The sequence below is a fragment of the Hyella patelloides LEGE 07179 genome (assembly GCF_900659865.1).
GTDB classification, from domain to species: Bacteria; Cyanobacteriota; Cyanobacteriia; order Cyanobacteriales; family Xenococcaceae; genus Hyella; species Hyella patelloides.
In genome coordinates, this window is record NZ_LR213908.1 from 1 (window position 1) to 18153 (window position 18153).

General features: G+C 39.3%; 16 protein-coding genes. 10 read left to right on the forward strand and 6 right to left on the reverse strand.

Features of this window, described 5'->3' with window-relative positions; translation table 11 throughout:
* The first annotated feature begins 354 nt into the window (after nt 1-354).
* The 6 genes from ltrA (at nt 355) to H1P_RS20055 (ending at nt 6127) form a co-directional block, all read left to right on the forward strand.
* Nucleotides 355-2127 carry a group II intron reverse transcriptase/maturase gene (gene ltrA, locus H1P_RS20030; protein ID WP_246141839.1) on the forward strand — a complete coding sequence of 591 codons (1773 nt, stop codon included), beginning with the start codon at nt 355-357 and terminating at the stop codon, nt 2125-2127.
* Nucleotides 2097-2276 carry a hypothetical protein gene (locus tag H1P_RS20035; protein WP_144870652.1) on the forward strand — a complete coding sequence of 60 codons (180 nt, stop codon included), beginning with the start codon at nt 2097-2099 and terminating at the stop codon, nt 2274-2276. The genes ltrA and H1P_RS20035 overlap by 31 nt, the downstream gene beginning before the upstream one ends.
* Nucleotides 2277-2421: 145 nt before the next feature.
* On the forward strand, nt 2422-3708 hold the full coding sequence (locus H1P_RS20040; protein WP_144870654.1) for an ABC transporter substrate-binding protein: 1287 nt from the start codon (nt 2422-2424) through the stop codon (nt 3706-3708).
* Nucleotides 3709-3911: 203 nt separating this feature from the next.
* Nucleotides 3912-4886: a carbohydrate ABC transporter permease gene (locus tag H1P_RS20045; protein ID WP_144870656.1), complete on the forward strand. Its 975-nt coding sequence runs from the start codon at nt 3912-3914 to the stop codon at nt 4884-4886.
* Nucleotides 4887-5267: 381 nt separating this feature from the next.
* Nucleotides 5268-5717: a response regulator transcription factor gene (locus tag H1P_RS20050; RefSeq protein WP_144870658.1), complete on the forward strand. Its 450-nt coding sequence runs from the start codon at nt 5268-5270 to the stop codon at nt 5715-5717.
* A gap of 161 nt (nt 5718-5878) precedes the next feature.
* Nucleotides 5879-6127, forward strand: coding sequence for a hypothetical protein (locus H1P_RS20055; RefSeq protein WP_222427144.1), 249 nt, complete (start codon nt 5879-5881; stop codon nt 6125-6127).
* Between the two features lie 173 nt (nt 6128-6300).
* Here the strand turns inward: H1P_RS20055 and H1P_RS20060 are convergent, their stop codons facing one another.
* The 4 genes from H1P_RS20060 to efp form a co-directional block, all read right to left on the reverse strand.
* The gene (locus H1P_RS20060) at nt 6301-6948 is read right to left on the reverse strand and encodes a GerMN domain-containing protein (RefSeq protein WP_144870662.1); all 648 of its coding nucleotides are present in this window, start codon (nt 6946-6948) and stop codon (nt 6301-6303) included.
* Between the two features lie 102 nt (nt 6949-7050).
* A complete protein-coding gene (locus H1P_RS20065) occupies nt 7051-7932 on the reverse strand; it encodes an LmeA family phospholipid-binding protein (protein ID WP_144870664.1) in 882 nt (293 codons plus the stop codon).
* A 336-nt stretch (nt 7933-8268) separates the two neighbouring features.
* Nucleotides 8269-8766 carry an acetyl-CoA carboxylase biotin carboxyl carrier protein gene (gene accB, locus H1P_RS20070; protein ID WP_144870666.1) on the reverse strand — a complete coding sequence of 166 codons (498 nt, stop codon included), beginning with the start codon at nt 8764-8766 and terminating at the stop codon, nt 8269-8271.
* A 73-nt stretch (nt 8767-8839) separates the two neighbouring features.
* Entirely contained in the window at nt 8840-9400 is a 561-nt protein-coding gene (efp, locus tag H1P_RS20075) for an elongation factor P (RefSeq protein WP_144870668.1), read from the reverse strand.
* 394 nt (nt 9401-9794) lie between these two features.
* On the opposite strand from efp, the gene H1P_RS20080 reads away from it, so the two are divergent.
* Entirely contained in the window at nt 9795-10895 is a 1101-nt protein-coding gene (locus H1P_RS20080) for a peptidylprolyl isomerase (RefSeq protein ID WP_144870670.1), read from the forward strand.
* Nucleotides 10896-11296: 401 nt separating this feature from the next.
* Nucleotides 11297-12169, forward strand: coding sequence for a phosphatidate cytidylyltransferase (locus H1P_RS20085; protein WP_144870672.1), 873 nt, complete (start codon nt 11297-11299; stop codon nt 12167-12169).
* Between the two features lie 217 nt (nt 12170-12386).
* On the opposite strand, the gene H1P_RS20090 is transcribed toward H1P_RS20085, so the two are convergent.
* Entirely contained in the window at nt 12387-13856 is a 1470-nt protein-coding gene (locus tag H1P_RS20090) for a calcium-binding protein (protein ID WP_144870674.1), read from the reverse strand.
* Nucleotides 13857-14555: 699 nt separating this feature from the next.
* On the opposite strand from H1P_RS20090, the gene gatA reads away from it, so the two are divergent.
* A complete protein-coding gene (gene gatA / locus H1P_RS20095) occupies nt 14556-16019 on the forward strand; it encodes an Asp-tRNA(Asn)/Glu-tRNA(Gln) amidotransferase subunit GatA (protein WP_144870676.1) in 1464 nt (487 codons plus the stop codon).
* 75 nt (nt 16020-16094) lie between these two features.
* Here the strand turns inward: gatA and H1P_RS20100 are convergent, their stop codons facing one another.
* Nucleotides 16095-16313, reverse strand: coding sequence for a hypothetical protein (locus H1P_RS20100; RefSeq protein WP_144870678.1), 219 nt, complete (start codon nt 16311-16313; stop codon nt 16095-16097).
* 297 nt (nt 16314-16610) lie between these two features.
* Here H1P_RS20100 and H1P_RS20105 point away from each other — a divergent pair.
* The coding region (locus H1P_RS20105; RefSeq protein ID WP_144870680.1) for a two-partner secretion domain-containing protein at nt 16611-18153 on the forward strand (1543 nt) is incomplete at its 3' end.

Below are 18153 nucleotides of genomic sequence, written 5' to 3' on the forward strand. Positions count from 1 at the left end.
ATTGCTGGGCGTATCTTTGATAATGAATACGATTTAGCCATGACAATTATTCAGGGAATGAATCGGCGAAGTGAACAAGGTGATTATCACTTGGAACGTTTTATATTTAATTCTGCCTAGCTACTTATTTACTTTGTTTGTGAATTCTTTCTAACAATTTTAATGTATCTTTTGTTAAACCTTTAATATATCTCATTGGCTTTTTTGGCATTTTCAAGGAACGTCCACTGTCTTCGCGGACAGCAGAGATGGCGAAGACAGCAATCTCGAATACACCAAATTTTATCCTAAAATAATTCTTACAAAAACATACAATTAATTTTGTTTAAGTACTTAGAAAGGAACATCTACAAGTTGCAAAAGCGGATTTACAAAGCGTCACGTCGTGGTGATGTCAAATTAGTTCGACGACTCCAAAAACTCCTAATTAAGTCTTGGAGTGCAAAATGTCTTGCGGTTCGTCGCGTTACTCAGGAAAATCAAGGTCGTAAGACGGCTGGTGTGGATGGGATTAAAAGCCTGACCCCAAAGCAACGTCTAACCCTGATAAATAAATTAACACTGGGTTCAAAAGTCGCTCCCACTAGGAGGGTATGGATTCCTAAACCTGGGAAAGAAGAAAAGCGACCATTAGGAATACCGACTATCAAAGACCGAGCATTGCAAGGGCTAGTCAAACTGGTTCTCGAACCAGAATGGGAAGCTAGATTTGAACCAAATTCACATGGGTTCAGACCAGGACGCTCATGTCACGATGCAATCGAAGCAATTTTTAACTCAATCAGAATCCAACCGAAATATGTGTTGGATGCCGATATAAGTAAGTGTTTCGACCGCATCAACCATAAACAACTCCTAAGAAAATTGAATACATTCCCTACCCTACGGAGACAAATTCGAGCATGGTTAAATGCTGGTGTAGTGGATAATAATAAGTTGTTTCCGACATCTGAGGGTAAGCCACAGGGCGGGACATTAAGCCCACTTTTAGCGAACATTGCCCTTCACGGAATGGAAACCTACATAAAAGAGCAGGTAGGAAAAATGGTTATTAAAGACAATAATGATGTAAAAATCAGTCTTACCAAGAGAAAACAATCTGTCTCATTAATAAGGTACGCCGATGACTTTGTAATTCTTCACAAAGACATAACCGTTGTCCAAAGATGCTCAGAACTTATTTCTGAATGGTTAAACGACATGGGATTAGAATTAAAACCTAGCAAAACAAGATTAACCCATACCTTGAATAGACATGAAAAAGAAAAACCAGGATTTGATTTCTTGGGTTTTCATGTCCAACAGTTCCCAGTTGGTAAATACAATTCTGGAACTAACAAGGGTAAGAAACTAGGTTTTAAAACAATTATAACTCCATCAAAAGAAAGTCAGAAACGGCACTACAACAAACTGGTAGAAGTAATTGACAAGCATAAAAGTGCTACACAGGTATCACTAATTGCTCACCTCAATCCGATTATCAGAGGTTGGTGTAATTACTTTTCCAACGCAGTAAACAGCGCAGTGTTTAGCCGTTTAACACATCTTTTATTTTGGAAGTTGTACAGATGGGGGTTACATCGTCATCAGAACAAAGGAAAGAAATGGGTTAAATCCAAATATTTTCACAGGATTGGTGACAACAATTGGGTCTTTTCATCTAGACAATACGACAATCCTTTTATTTTAGTGTCTCATAGAGACTTTACATCTGAAAGTAAAACCAAAAAGGATAAAACCTCTCGTAGATTTGTCAAAGTCAAAGGTGATGCCAGTCCATACAACGGCGACTTAATTTATTGGAGTTCCCGTATGGGTAGACACCCAGAGATGCCTACGCGAACAGCATCTTTGCTCAAGAAGCAAAAGGGCAAATGCAAATGGTGTGAACTAATTTTTCGCGAGAATGATGCAATAGAAATCGACCACATCATTCCAACCGCAGCAGGTGGTAAAGATGAATACAAAAACCTACAACTATTGCATGGACATTGCCATGACGAAAAGTCAAAATCTGACCTCAGAATCATTGATGATTATCAAAGGCAGAAGAGGATAACAGAACTCTATAGATGGTTTAATAAATTAAACTGGACATGGAAAGAAGATATCCCGAATATGACTTAATTAGGCGTTCTAATGACAGTAGCCGTTTTATTGAGGAGCGTAGTGACGGGAAACTATCACGCTACGTTTTGGAGAGCAGTGGAAGGGGCAACCCTTTCACTGACTTTAATGGGAGTATCGGTCACGATGCTCTAGTTGGCACGGAATGAAACAGAAAACTAGCATCGTGAGGTGTTAGAATCCCTCGGCTGTGCCGACGGGAGTATGTCAAACAGACACAACAAATAACAAGTAAAATTTAACGATTGTTCCTCCCCGCGATAAATCGACGGGGTTTCCCAAATACGTTTAATCATGACAATCATAAAACAAATTTTTAGTCTGAGTTTGGGATTGACCATTGCTACTGTAATTACAGCTTGTGGAAGCGGTACAGAAGAGCAACAAGCCTCAGAAGACACTAAAACCGTCACAGTTTTGGGTGTAGTAGTAGGAGAGCAACAAGACAAATTAGAAGCAGCTTTAGCCCCTTTTGAAGAAAAAACAGGTATAACAATAGTTTATGAAGGCACGGATGCTTTTGCGACTCTTTTACCCGTAAGAGTAGAATCTGGAGACGCTCCTGATGTAGCGATGTTTGCTCAACCAGGATTAATGAGGGATTTTGCTCAGAGTGGTCAGTTAGTGCCTATTTCTGGCTTTATGGAGCAGAGTAAGTTAGAAGAAGCTTACAGTCAAGATTGGATCGATTTGGCTAAAGTAGATGATGAACTCTATGGCGTATGGTATCGCGCCTATGTAAAAAGTTTAGTCTGGTACAACCCCCAAGCCTTTGCTGCTCAAGGTTATGAAGTACCGCAAACTTGGTCAGAAATGATTACTTTGAGCGATCGCATTGTGGCAGATGGTCAAACTCCTTGGTGTCTGGGAATGGAAAGCGGAGACGCTACTGGTTGGGTTGGTACAGACTGGGTAGAAGATATCATGTTGCGTACTGCGGGTGCGGAAGTCTACGATCGGTGGGTAAATCATGAGATTCCTTTTGATGCGCCTCCTGTCAAAGAGGCTTTCGACAAGTTTGGGGAGATTGTGTTAAATCCTGAATACGTACAGGGAGGAATTGTCGGCGCAATTAGTACCCCTTTTGGTGATTCCCCTAGAGGTTTATTACGAGAGCCTCCCAACTGTTATTTACATCGTCAATCAAGCATTACATCTAGTTTTCTCCCCGCAGAAGCAGTATTAGGAGAAAATATTGCGGTTTTTCCTCTTCCTGGGATTAAGGAAGAGTTTGGCACTCCTGTTTTAGTAGGAGGAGATGTTTTTGCTATGTTCAATGATACCCCCGAAGCTAGGGCATTAATGGAATACTTAGCTACTCCTGAACCCCATGAAATTTGGGCGAAACTAGGAGGTTTTATCTCTCCTCACCAGCAAGTCAGTTTAGATGTTTATCCCGATGAAGTCTCAAAAGAGCAAGCAGAAATTCTCGCTAATGCGGAAACTATACGCTATGACGGTTCTGATATGATGCCAAGTAGCGTCGGTACTGGTACTTTTTGGACAGGTATTATTGATTTTGTCGGCGGTGAAGATGCAGAGGAAGTTTTAACAGAAATTGAAAAGAGTTGGACGTTCTAAGGAAGGAGAAACGAGGAGAAAGGAACAAGGATCGGTTATCAAAAGTTCGTAGATCAGCGTAATTAAGTTTAATACAAAGTAAAGCAGAAACAAAAGAGTTTTAATTTGATATCTAATTCTATTCAACTACTTACAGATAGAAATTAAAGGCTGCAAACATTTTATTGCCTCTTTCCTCGTTCCTTTCTCCTCAAAATGTGATTATGGAAAATATCAACAGAATTTTAATTGCGATCGCAGCTATTATAGTTGGCTCTGGGGGAGTGATCGGGCTATTCTATGGTGCGAATTATTTAGTAGAAAAATTACCCCGCAAATGGCGATCTCATATTCTGCCTTGGGTATATACTTTACCAGCCATGTTATTTTTGTTGGCTTATTTAGTATTACCCACTTTACGCACTATTTATTTGAGTTTTTTGGATCGACGATCTACAGAGTTTGTGGGCTTAGAAAACTATATCTTTGCCTTTACTGATAACTCGATGTTAACTGCATTTCGTAATAATATTTTGTGGCTGGTGCTAGTTACAGGTATTAGTGTTGCTTGCGGATTAGCGATCGCTGTCTTGGTAGATCGGGTACGTTATGAAGCCATAGCCAAAGGTTTGATTTTCCTCCCGATGGCAATTTCTTTTGTCGGTGCAAGCGTTATTTGGCGGTTTATGTATGCCTATAATCCCCCTGGTGCAGAACAAATAGGTTTACTCAATGCTATAGTTACCAGTTTGGGTTTTGAGCCTGTAGGGTGGTTAGTCAATAAATCTATTAATAATTTTGCCCTCATTACCATCATGATTTGGCTGCAAACAGGCTTCTGTATGGTATTACTCTCTTCTGCGGTTAAAGGTATACCCAAAGATATCATCGAAGCAGCTCGTATGGATGGAGCAAACGAGTTTCAAATCTTTTGGCGTATTATCATCCCTAGTATTAGCTCTACCATTACAGTGGTTGCCACCACAGTAATTGTGTTAGTACTAAAGGTGTTTGATATTGTATTTGTAATGACGGCGGGTAATTTAGATACCGACGTAATTGCCAGTCTGATGATCAAACAGATGTTTAACTTCCGTCACTTTGGAAGGGGTAGTGCGATCGCTGTTGTTTTACTTTTAGCCGTTATTCCGATTATGGTGGCGAATATTCGCCGTTTTAAGCAACAGGAGAATAATTAAGCCCTACATATTTTTCTCAAAATAGCGATCGCTAAATCTGGCGAGAAACGTATTACTTAATATACTACAAATTGACGTATAGATGAGGGATTTTAAGCGTACCCGTTTTTACACCGCAACTTCACAATTATTTGATAGAATTTTTTAGAATTTCTTTAGATTTTTACTTAATTGATCTAAGATAGTCACAGAAAGGATACAGACAGGATACAGGCAGGATTTTGATTCTGGCTGCCTAGAATTATATCCGTTTCAACCAACTAGCTTTTACTATATATCGGAGGCGAGCAGAAAACCCGATGAAGTCAACACGGGAGTGGAAAATGCTTTTTGATTAAAAGTATTTTTTTCCGTCATTGAGGGTTTGTTGCACGAAAGAAAATGAACATTTTATTAGTTGAAAATGATTTCTATATTAGTGAGCTACTTACAGAAGTTTTGACAGAACATAATTTTATTGTTGAAGCCGTGTTCAATGGATTAGCTCCTTTACAATTTATTAAAAAGCATAACTGCGATTTAATTATTCTCAATGTTGTATTACCTAAACTCGATGGTATTTGTCTTTGCCGTCAACTTCGAGCCGAAGGCTATAACAAACCCATTCTATTTTTGTCATCTATTGACACGCCAGAATTATTTGCTTTGGTGAAAGATGCAGGAGGTGACGGTTATGTGCTCAAGCCCTTTAAGATCGAACAATTATTGAGCCATATCAATAATTTACTTAATCCTCGACTTGTTCAACCTACATTACTCCCGACTATTAGTTTGAATTACCCCAAGAATCAGCAATCTCAATATTTACCACAGTCGGTATCTCTCGCATAACAAGGTTGCACTGCTCGAATAATTAATTGCTTATTCTAGAAGGGTCAAATGTATTGCTATAGATCGATTAACGAGAAATAGTATTGGCTAATAGCTAGCAGCTATGAAGCGTACTATCATTTATTTCAGATCTTAAAATCATCAACGCCATTACTTCGATCGTGCAACAACCTCCTAATCAATTTTTGTCCCCAGAAGAATCTGCTGATATTAATGCAGCTTTATTAGATTCTTCCGAAAAATTTTTAACTCGTCTTACTGTTTCTTCTTTAAGATTATTAAAGCTAATTGCCCAAGATACCCAAGTCCCCGTCGAACAATTGACTCATCAACAAATTATTGCCTGGTTTGAACAAGACAGTAAAATTCGCCGTGAACAAGGTAAAGATGCAGCAAAATTAAAATGGTAAGTTAAAGCCCATTGGGTTGGCTTATTTAGAGACAGAAACAAATAATATCGCTGCTGGGTAGATCGACATAATTAAACTGTAAATCTTCACATAACCATATTACTTGTTGCCTCTTACGCCCATAACCATTGAACTTGTAATAAAGTAGAACTGATTAGTAGCTGTTAACTTTTTTAAAGAGTAAAATTAGCATCAAATTCTTGGCGAGTTATGGGTTGAGAAAGCACAATTCCTTCCCCTCCTAGATTTTCTAAGGGTTGACCTTGGACGCTAACCCAAATAGGGGTATTCTCGTCTAAACTACTAGCCGTGTAAATGACTTGTGCTAATCTTGCAGACATGGCAGCACTACCGCCACCAGACACAAATTCTTGAGATAGATCGACCCTTACGCCCTCTTCTGTTGTTTTAACACTTAATAGCTTCGTTCCTTGAGGAATGGTTGTCGTATATTCAGCAGACTCATTAGGTCCTGCTAAAAGCTGCTCGAAAGCTGCTTCTAAAATTTGTTGTGGCTCTACTGATTGGGGAAAACTAACAGTTTTGCCTACTAACTTAACGTTAGTCCCAGCAGTATCTAGCCAAGCTATATTAATTTGCTCTTGCTGTGGTTGTGTGACTGGCTCACTCTTGGGAGTTGTGGGAGTTGTGGGAGTTGCGGGAGTTTCTAGGGGAGGATTTTTAGAAACTGGTCTTTGATCGGCTTTTTCAAGGGAGGATTTCGCCCACCAAGCCGTACCACCACCAATTAATAAAATAATTCCTGCTATTCCAGCAAATCTAGCCAGAGGAAAGCGAAAATTTTGTTTGCGATCTTGCATTAGTTTTTCTCCTGTAATTCACCAGAAGGCGGATTTAGGTTTTATGACGGGAAGAAATGCCGACGGTCAGTCGGCATATTCCACTCCCGTGTTGACCAACGGTCACAGCAGGCTCCGTCGTTGTACGGCGGAGTAATCTGTGACTTTAGTTAAACTGACTGGGATAGATTCAGATTTTGTTTCCATCCTGGCAAAACCAATAATCTTAATTTTGTCTTCTGCTATCTCTAATTGTAAGAGGCGAGCAAAAATTCCTTGTCTTTCTATTGTAGTAAAATCTAAGCGATCGCTGATCCCTTCAGCAAATCCTTTAAGTAAACGGCTTGATATTGGGCGATTATTAACTGTTCCCTCCAGTGTACTTACTTGAATTTTTTTACCTTGAATTAAATCTAATCCCAAATTAATAGCGATCGCTAATTCCTGGGATTGGGATTCTCTTAACATTTCTCCTTCACGGCGTAAAGTAACTTTAATGGTAATCAGATTATCGTCAGATAACTGGATACTAGGAGTCAGCAATTTATAAGCGATCGCTCTACTTCCTGCTCTCCTCGCTACCAAATCATTTAAAGCAGCCTGTAGTTTAGCGATTATCCTCTCAGACTGCAAGGCATTAATTAGATCTTCTTCTGTAATTACTATAGACATAGCACCCTGTAAGGGTTTTTGCAGAGAACTCCGTAACTTATCGAGACTTTCTGTCGATAAATTAGTCAAATCTAAAGCAATAGAATCGGTTTCTAACTCCAAAGATGCAATTCTCAGATCGGGTTGTAGATAGATACCTTGACCCGCCACTCTTAAGTGGTCTACATTACCCTTAGCTATCTGGTAATTAGGAGTATTATCAACTCTAATGGCTAATTTCTCTGCCGATTCAACATAAGAGCCAAGTTGGTTATTGGCAATTACATCTAAAAGCCAACCACCGTTAGAAAATACTGATAAAAAACCAGACAAGATAATCGCAATTAATTCCATGTTAGAAAAGCTGATTATAAATTATGACGGTGGGGGATGCTGAGATTGCTATTACTCAGATATAACCACCGTGTTGAAGGATGAGAGAATAAAGGTATAAATTATGAGTTATAAATAATTAATGATCGACAATACTAGAGAGCGAAATCTAGCAATATCGTCAGTAATAGCTTGTTATTTCCGAGTATATATGATGATAGCCTGCTTTGACTCTCACTACTTCATCATCCTTAATCCTTCATCCTTGATGCCCTAAAGGACTTCCTTCGGTCGCGCGATGCGTAGCGAGTCCTAAGGCGGAAGCGGTATCCGTGATAGGCATCCTTCACCCCTGAATTAGTTTCCTGGGTTAACTCGCATTAAAACTTGCCCGAATTCCACAGGTTCACCGTTTTGGACAACTATTTCCATAATTTCTCCTGAAACTTCTGCATCAATGTCATTCATCAGCTTCATAGCTTCAATGATACAAACAGTATCACCTTTACTAATAAGTTCTCCCACATCAACAAAAGGTGGTTCATCAGGAGTAGGCGCACGATAAAAAGTTCCTACCATAGGAGAAGTAATCTCGACCCACTTTTGCTGTTCTGCTAGTGGTGAAGTTGGCTCTGAAACTGGAGTAGTAGGAGGAGTCGCCACAGGGGTAATTGCTGTTGGTTGAATGGGTGTAGGTATAGTATCAGGAACAGAATCCACCAACTCTTGATTGCTAGCCACTGAACCTTTTTTTACCTGTAATTCAAAATCATCACTTTTGAGAGTTAACTCAGTGATATCAGTATTTGCGATCGCTCCTATAAGTTCCCGAAGTTGTTGAAAATCCACAGACACAAGTTATATAACCTATTCTTGTAAGTAACTTTAATTGATGATCTCACCAATTTTTTGCTTATATTAAGAGAATTTAGTTTTCTCTACCCAAATAAGAACCATCGCGGGTATCGACTTTAATTTTTTCCCCAATAGAAATAAATAAAGGAACCATTACTTGCGCTCCAGTTTCTACGATAGCGGGTTTAGTCCCTCCAGTAGCGGTATCTCCTTTGACCCCAGGATCTGTGTCTGTCACCTCTAAAGTTACAGAAGTAGGTAGCTCTATCTCTAACACTTGTTCATTCCAGAAAACGACATTAACTTCCATTTCCTCTTTGATATATTTGACCCCTTCTCCCATTTGATTGGGACTCATGCGAGTTTCTTCGTAGGTTCCCATATCCATAAAGACATAATCTTCTCCATCTTTATAGGTATGCTGCATAGTACGCTTTTCCAGATTGGCACTCGGAACAGTTTCACCAGCACGGAAAGTTCGCTCAACAGTATTTCCTGTTTGGGCATTTTTTAATTTTGTTCGGACAAAAGCAGAACCCTTACCAGGTTTGACATGGAGGAATTCGACCACGCGCCAGACAGAGCCGTCTAACTCGATGGTTACGCCAGTACGGAAATCGTTACTAGAAATCATGAAGCTAAAAATACTCTAGAAAACCAACAACTTATTCTACCTGATTGCTTCACAGTTACGAAAAAAGGAAGAGCGAACGTAATGTGAGCGTGATGTGAGCAGGGGAGATAGTATCTGATAACCAGCAACCAACAACTGATAACTGATAAGTGATAACTGAAAAAGATTAATCGTAAAGAAATGTTGACAAGAGCGATCCCAAACTAAGAACATATCCATAAGTAGACAATGTTTGTGGGGATAGAGGGTATAAAAGTATTCCTCTCCCACTGACTAAGCTCTGAGTACGTGAAGATGATTTTTTAGATGTCCCCGACACCATACTCCTGCAAGCGTAGCTCTCTTAACGAAGCAAAATCCTCTGAACAATTTAAAAACATGATTGATTAATAATATGCTGACTACTAAAAACAACAAATTGCTTCACCAAAAAATTAAGCTAGTTTTACTTACCCTGATGGTGGTAGGTTCAATTACTTTTGGTTCATCACATTCTGCGATCGCTGTATTAGCTCAAGGGGATGCCATTACCGATCCTAAAGCTATTCTTAGATATGCTCTACCTATTGAGAATCAAGCGGTGCGAAAGATGCAAGGCTCTCTCGAAGACCTTTCACGACAACTTCGTGTCAAAATGTGGGGCAAAATCAATAAAGATATCAAAGACGCTAGTTTTCAGCTAAATGTCCGTCGCAACCAAATTTTGGCTGGTGTTCCCGAAGACTCACAACCCCATGCTGAAGAGTTATTAAACGATCTCAAAGCGGGTGTAGAAGAGATGAAAGAATTCACTAAAAATAGAGACAGAGAAGCTCTTTACATCAAACGCCGAGAACTTTTAGATCTCGTTACTGAGCTAGAAGAATCAATGGTAGCAGGTTTCCCTTATGAAGTTCCTAAAGAGTATGCCAATTTACCCCAACTTCTAGGAAGAGCTACCGTAGAAATGAAAACCAATAAAGGTGATTTGACTGTCGTAGTTGATGGTTATAGTGCGCCTGTTAATGGTGGTAATTTTGTGGATTTAGTTCACCAAGGTTTTTACGATGGTTTAGAGTTTAACCGCGCTGAAGATTTCTATATCGTGCAAGCTGGCGATCCTCCTGGGGAAGAAGATGGATTTATCGACCCCGAAACTCAGGAGTATCGCGCTATTCCTTTAGAAGTTTTGACTCCTGAAGATGAAATCCCCGTGTATGAGGCAACTTTAGAAGAAATGGGTCGTTATTTGGACACTCCCACTTTACCTTTTAATGCTTATGGAGCGATCGCTTTAGCTCGTCCTGCGGACGATCCTAATGGTGGCTCTTCTCAGTTTTTCTTCTTTAAGTTTGATACCGAATTAACTCCTCCTGGCTATAACCTTATGGATGGACGTTACTCTGTGTTTGGCTATGCAGTGGAAGGGAAAGAAGCCTTAGAAAAATTGACAGCTGGGGATAAAATTATTTCAGCAAAAGTAGTTAAAGGCTTGGAAAACTTAGTTGAACCTTAATCAGTTAATAGCTGTGCCGAGCTAAAATTTTGGGTAGAGGGCGCAAAGATGCGTCCTTTTTTTATTTGTTTTATATAGCAATACTTAAGCAATCTCGGTTAGAGAAATCAAGGCAATTCTCCTCGCTTATTACTGAAATTGCAGTTCCAACTAGCTTATAAATTTACAGATGTGGGTATTCTCGTCGCTACTTTTAAAATATGAAGGATGAAGAAAGAAGTAATTAGATAATAGGTAATCAGGTGAGATAGTAACCACTAACAACCAATCACTGATAGAATATAAAATAATAATATAATATGTATAATTGAGACTTTCAGGCATTAATTTGTTAATCTTTCATAAGGTTGTCTTAACCTGAATCTTGAGATTGGTTAAGCCTATGAAGCAATAGTTAAGTTATGTCTTTGACTCGTATCTTCAGCGCAATAATAGCGATCGCGATCGCCCTCAGTCTGATAATTTTAGGAGGGTGGTATTTTACTCTCGGTATTGGTATTTTAATTTTGCTGGCTCAAATTGAGTATTTTCGCTTAGTGCGAGCAAAGGGTATTGAACCTGCGGGCAAAACTACAATGGTAGTATCCCAGGTGTTATTGATCTGTTCTAGCCTCACTCCTAACATGACTGATGCGATGTTTTGTTTGGGAGGAACAATTATTTGTTTTTATCTGTTGTTTCAGCCTAAAATGGCGACAATTGCCGATATTGCTAGTTCTATCTTAGGTTTGTTTTATTGTGGTTATTTGCCTACTTATTGGGTACGTCTCAGGGTTAGTTTACCCAACGCTATTGGCATTACTAATTTACCCTTAGAAGGTTACTGGCCAAATTCTTGGAATGATTTTCGCACTTTCCCTTCTGCTCTCACTTTAACCTTTTTGGTGATGGCTTGTATTTGGGCTGCTGATATTGGGGCATATTTTATGGGTAAGGCTTTTGGGAAGACAAAACTGTCTGCTATCAGTCCCAAAAAAACCGTTGAAGGAGCTATTTTTGGGGTTATTGGTAGTTTGATTGTGGCAGAAATTGGAGCTTGGTATTTTGATTTTCCTGGCTGGCGATTGAGTGGTATTTTACTGGGAAGTTTAATCGGAATTACTAGCTTATTGGGAGATTTGACAGAATCGATGATGAAAAGGGATGCAGGTGTTAAAGATTCTGGTCAATTAATCCCTGGGCATGGCGGTATTTTAGATCGTACTGATAGTTATGTGTTTACTGCGCCTTTGGTTTACTATTTTGTAACTCTTCTGTTACCCTTGCTTAAGTAATTAATGGTTATTAAATCTTCAGATATATTTGGAGTTTGTAAACAGGATTGAGCATCAGAGATCTGCTTTTGTAACAATTATCTTCCTGTTAAGAATCAAGCTTATTAAATCTCAGCAATTCGCTGCCATTAATATCAAACATCAAGAAAAAGAGAAAACTTTTAGATATCCCAAGTCTTCTCTTTGTACAGCTTATGTTACCCCCAATAAAATCAACCTAAACAATCGTAAAGTCAGATTCAGATAGTCTATCTGTAGCAATATTCAAAGTCACCAGAGTCTCTCCAAAACTCAAAATGTCATTACCCGCAAAAGTCAAATCACCAAAAGTTAGACCATCAGCTAAACCAATTCGATCTGCTCCCAAGCGGAAACTTTCAATAATATCTGTTCCTTCTCCAGAAGCCAGAACATAAACATCATCTCCTCCTCTACCACTCAATAAGTCATCGCCGACTCCGCCACGCATAGTGTCATTACCTGAACCCCCCAGCAAGGTATCATTACCATCTCCGCCAGTCATGTTATCGTTATTGCCGTTGCCAGCTAGCAAATCATCACCATTTCCGCCATTTATGGTGTCATTTCCATTTCCCCCTTGAAGAATATCATTATTGCCTCCTCCTTCGAGCAAATCGTTACCACCATCGCCAAGGAGACTGTCACTACCAGCATTACCAGTTATAGTATCGTCACCACCACTGCCTAATACAGTGTCATTGCCAGCACCAGCTACAATATCGTCATTGCCAGCCCTTCCCCGAATATTGTCATCACCGCCAAAACCTTCAATAAGATCGTCGGCATCAGTACCACGGAGAAAGTCATCGCCTTCTGTACCACTAATAGCTTTTTGAATTACGAGGTCATACAATCCAGTTGAACCACCATCACCACTTGCTTCAGCAGTGGGATCGTAGCCGAAGTTAGCAAAGCTACTAACACCAACATAGTAGGTATCTGTGGCAGAAGCTGTAAAGGAAATAAAGGAATCTAAAGATTCGTTATCATCATCATTAACAGCCAGTTCTTCTCCCCCAGAGTTAAACACTCTCAAAATTGTATCTACACCCTCAGTATTGTCGATATCAAAAGTTGCTCTTGTGTCGGCGTGGAGTTCGAGAGAATACAAATCAACATCGGATGTTGGGGGGACATCTAAATTGTCTCCAATTGCACCACTGAAATTAAATGTGCCAGAATTATTAGATGTAATTCCAGTATCGATTGCTGTGGTCAAGGTATCATTAGGCTCTGTAAAACTGAGAGTGTTATCGATTATGAGTTCGTATAATCCAGTAAAATCACCATCGCCACTCCCTTCAGCATTGGGATCGTAATCAGAGTTAGCAAAGCTACTGACACCCGCATAGTATGTATCTGTGGTAGGAACGGGAAAGAAAATAAAAGAATCTAAAGAGTTGTCATCATCATCATTGACAGCTAATTCTTTTCCCGCAGAGTCAAACACTCTCAAAATAGAATCTAAATCCGAACCCAATTCAGAAGCATCAATATCAAAAGTTGCTACAGTACCAGCTTCAAGTTCGAGAGAATATAGATCGACATCATCAGTGGTGGAAACGTTGGGATTATCTCCAATTTCACCATTGAAATTAAATATGCCAGAATTATTAGACGTAATTCCAGTATCAATTGCTGTTATCAACGTATCATTAGGTTCCATGAGAAATTTCTCCTAAATTTAATTGAATTAGTTTTTTGTTTAACTGATAAACAATTGAATTTAGTTCATGCATAAAATCGTTGACGTTGCTGAATCAGAATAGAATTTCTTCTCCCAGCCCCCTAAAATAAGACTTGCTTAAACATCAGGAAATCTTCACGATCTTCTCTGTTGAACTTTGAGAGAGAAGGGTTAACAATCCTCCAGAGTTGAGCAACTATGTTGAGTAGACTCAAGCAAAGGAATGACTGAGGAAGTGTATTTAGAGATCAACAGCAAAAAATACAAATCAAATTCATACCTTGAACTGGCAATACAAATCGCCTTTTTAGTAATTTTTTCTAATTTTCTTAAAGCACCAATGATCGATGGAAACTAAAAGAATGATTCTCGTGTTGACTACTTTACTTAAAAATCTTTGTTGATATCAATAAACTTTTAAAAGTAGGGTTGATACTTCTGTAGTGGGGATCGATCTCATCACACTAAAATCATAGTGGCTTTACCAGTCATATTAAATGTTTCTGTAACAAATGTTACCTTTAATGTAAAGATTTATATAGACAAACTCGTGTTTAGCGATCGCCAAAAAGTTGATTTGCTATTGCACGTTTCATAAAATCAGTATTTCTTATTCCCCAATCTCTCACCTTCTCTAATATCATGATAAACAGTGCATTTTATTAGAATTGCTATTTTATGAGTTCCGTAAAGAGTCAAACTATTAAAGGATTACACCAACAGTTAGTTAGTAAAAAACGTTCTGCGGTGGAAATTACCCAGGAAACTTTGGAGCGCATCACTACTTTAGAACCCAAAGTAAAAGCGTTTCTGACTGTTACTGCTGAAAATGCTTTGGCAAAAGCTCAACAAGTAGACCAAAAAATTGCTGCGGGAGAAGAGATTGGCATTTTAGAAGGGATTCCCATTGGGATTAAAGATAATATGTGTACCCAGGGTATTAAAACTACCTGCGGTTCGCAGATTTTAGCTAACTTTGTCCCTCCCTATGAATCTACGGTGACTCAGAAATTACAAGCAGCAGGAGCAGTTGCTGTGGGCAAGACTAATTTGGATGAGTTTGCCATGGGAAGCTCCACAGAAAACTCTAGCTACCAGTTAACAGCAAACCCTTGGGAGCTTACCAGAGTTCCTGGTGGCTCATCTGGTGGTTCGGCTGCTGCGGTGGCTGCATCTGAATGTGTAGTATCTTTAGGCTCGGATACTGGTGGTTCAATTCGCCAACCTGCTTCTTTTTGTGGTGTGGTGGGTTTAAAACCAACTTATGGTTTGGTGTCTCGTTTTGGTTTAGTGGCTTTTGCCTCTTCTTTGGATCAGATTGGCCCTTTTGCTCGTAATGTAGAAGATGCTGCAATTTTCTTAAGTGCGATCGCTGGATATGATGAACGGGATTCCACAAGTCTTAAAGTAGAAATACCTGATTACACCCAATATTTACAGCCAGAGCTTAAAAAGGGTTTAAAAGTAGGCGTGATTAAAGAAACCTTCGGTGATGGCTTAGATTCTGTAGTAGCAGAGAGAGTCCAATCAGCGATCGCTAAGCTAGAAGAATTAGGTGCAGAAGTTAAAGAAATTTCCTGTCCTCGTTTCCGTTATGGTGTACCTGCTTACTATATTATTGCACCTTCAGAAGCATCGGCTAATTTAGCTCGTTACGATGCAGTTAAGTATGGTATCCGTGAGGACGCAGAAAACTTAGTAGAGATGTATACAAAAACCCGTGCTACTGGTTTTGGGGACGAAGTGAAAAGACGCATCATGATTGGCACTTATACCCTCTCTGCGGGTTATTATGACGCTTATTATCTCAAAGCTCAAAAAGTACGCACTCTGATTAAACAGGATTTTGAACAGGCTTTTGCTGATGTAGATGTCTTAGTTTCTCCCACTTGTCCTAGTACAGCTTTTAAAGCAGGAGAAAAAACTGACGACCCTTTAGCGATGTATATTTCTGATTTGATGACTATTCCTGTCAATCTAGCGGGTTTACCTGGAATGAGTATTCCCTGCGGTTTTGATGAAGCAGGTTTACCTATTGGGCTGCAACTCATTGGGAATGTTTTACGGGAAGATATTCTATTTCACGTAGCACACGCTTACGAACAAGCTACCGAATGGCATAAACAAAGCCCTAGTTTATAGTTGAAGTTGGATAACAGGTAAAATTAATTTTGCATAGGTAATTAATCTAGATAGGGATTCTGTAGAAGCACTTAATTATTTGGTGACAATATTTTGAGTTTTGATGCAGAGTCCCATAGACATAAAATTGGAACAGCGATCTAATTTACCTTGCTGTGCTAATCTTTCAGAATGATTGCTTGCTGCCAGGCTAAAAGAAGATGCTAGGGCAATTACCGCTACGAGACTCAAGTTACGAATAAATTTGCGATCTTTGGTTAACTCAGTGATTTCTTGCCAAATTTCTGCTAACATCTTTCTGTCCTCTCTAACTTGCTTGTTAATTAGATAGGTCTTAAGGAAAAAAAGGATGCCGATTATAATTTTTCTTAATATAGCGGTGCGCTAATAGGCTAGGACATTAAATTGATTTGGAAAGGAAGAGGGAAGAGAAAAGAAATATTCTAATGTTTGCTGGTATCCCTATAAAGTTAGATTTAACACCACGAGGCAAATAATAGGAAGGTAATTAACTTAACATGGTTTGAGATACAAAATGTAGTACTATCCTAGAATTAAGTATCTGCTTAATTTGCTGGAAACAAGTAAATCATGAAACTGGCTCCTACTACAATAGTTTTAAGTTCTGTTTTCTTACCCCTTGCTGCTACTGCTCAAGTTACTCCAGACGGGACAACTTCTACTATTGTTACTCCTACCGATACAGGAGTGCAGATTGATAATGGAAATCGTGCAGGAGATAATTTATTTCATAGTTTTGGGGAGTTTTCTGTCCCCACAGGAACCGAGGCATTTTTTAACAACACTGACAATATAGCTAATATTTTTTCCCGCGTTACTGGAGGAAATATCTCCAATATCAATGGTTTAATTCGTGCTAAGGGTACGGCTAATTTATTTTTAATCAACCCCGCAGGAATTGTTTTTGGCGAGAGTTCCAGATTACAACTTGGTGGTTCTTTTTATGGCAGTACCGCCGATAGTATTATTTTTCCCGACGGAGAATTTAGCGCGACAGATTTAGATAATCCGCCGTTGATTACCATTAATGCGCCCATTGGTTTGGGTTTTCGGGATGAACCTCAACCAATTATTAACGACTCTGTTACTGATAATCTTGGTTTACAAATCAATGCAGGAGAAACCATTGGTTTCATTGGCGGTGAGATAGCAATAAGAGGCAATGGAGTCAGACCAGAAGAAGTAGGCGATATCAATAACATCACTGCTCAAGGTGCAAAAGTATGGCTAGGGGGATTAGCAGAAGCAGGAACAGTTAATCTTGACGAGAATCTGAATCCTCGTATTTCTGATAATGTCGCCAGAGCCAATGTATCTTTTTCTAATGGTGCAAGAGTAGATGTAGCTGGTGCTGATGGTGGTGGAATTACAGTGATTGGTAACGATATTACTTTAACTGAAGCTAGTCAGCTATTTGGCGGAATTGCTGAAGGGTTAGGGACAACAGAATCTCAAGCAGGAGATGTTACTATCAATGCCACAGGCGCGGTTAATCTCAGTGGAGTGAGTGGGATTCAAAACCGCGTTAATGAAGGTGCAACTGGTAATAGTGGTAATATTAACGTCACAGCAGAGTCATTAAGCATCACCGATGGTGGTTTTTTCAGTGCCAGTACTTTTGGTCGAGGTAACGCAGGAGATATTAATGTCAATGCAGAAGGTGCAGTAACCCTTGATGGTGTAATCCCAGATATTTCAAATAGTCGCATGGCTAGTGTTATAGTTTTTGGTGCAGAAGGAGAAGGGGGAGACATCACGATAGAAGCTGGTTCATTATCTTTAACCGATGGGGCACTGTTAAATACTCAAGTTTTTGGTTCATCTGAAAACGTAAATGGTGAAGAAATACCAGGGGGAAGGGGTAATGCAGGAAATATCTTCATTACAGCTAATTCTCTTTCCCTAAGTGATGGTGGTTTTATCAGAAGTAGTACTTTTGGTCAAGGCAATGCAGGCAATGTGAGATTAAACATTGCAGGTGAGGTGAATCTTACCGATGGCAATATTTTCAGTAACGTCGAAAGGGAAGCAAAAGGAGATGGGGGAAATATTACGATTGAAGCTGGCTCTCTATCTTTAGAATCAGGAGGACAAATACAAACCTTGGTGAGAA

Coding starts and splice junctions, on each gene's coding strand:
- H1P_RS20045 (WP_144870656.1), top strand. CDS start 3,912: ATGGAAAATATCAACAGAATTTTAATTGCGATCGCAGCTATTATAGTT.
- H1P_RS20065 (WP_144870664.1), bottom strand. CDS start 7,932: ATGGAATTAATTGCGATTATCTTGTCTGGTTTTTTATCAGTATTTTCT.
- H1P_RS20060 (WP_144870662.1), bottom strand. CDS start 6,948: ATGCAAGATCGCAAACAAAATTTTCGCTTTCCTCTGGCTAGATTTGCT.
- H1P_RS20080 (WP_144870670.1), top strand. CDS start 9,795: ATGCTGACTACTAAAAACAACAAATTGCTTCACCAAAAAATTAAGCTA.
- H1P_RS20090 (WP_144870674.1), bottom strand. CDS start 13,856: ATGGAACCTAATGATACGTTGATAACAGCAATTGATACTGGAATTACG.
- efp (WP_144870668.1), bottom strand. CDS start 9,400: ATGATTTCTAGTAACGATTTCCGTACTGGCGTAACCATCGAGTTAGAC.
- H1P_RS20100 (WP_144870678.1), bottom strand. CDS start 16,313: ATGTTAGCAGAAATTTGGCAAGAAATCACTGAGTTAACCAAAGATCGC.
- H1P_RS20050 (WP_144870658.1), top strand. CDS start 5,268: ATGAACATTTTATTAGTTGAAAATGATTTCTATATTAGTGAGCTACTT.
- H1P_RS20035 (WP_144870652.1), top strand. CDS start 2,097: ATGGAAAGAAGATATCCCGAATATGACTTAATTAGGCGTTCTAATGAC.
- H1P_RS20085 (WP_144870672.1), top strand. CDS start 11,297: ATGTCTTTGACTCGTATCTTCAGCGCAATAATAGCGATCGCGATCGCC.
- H1P_RS20040 (WP_144870654.1), top strand. CDS start 2,422: ATGACAATCATAAAACAAATTTTTAGTCTGAGTTTGGGATTGACCATT.
- gatA (WP_144870676.1), top strand. CDS start 14,556: ATGAGTTCCGTAAAGAGTCAAACTATTAAAGGATTACACCAACAGTTA.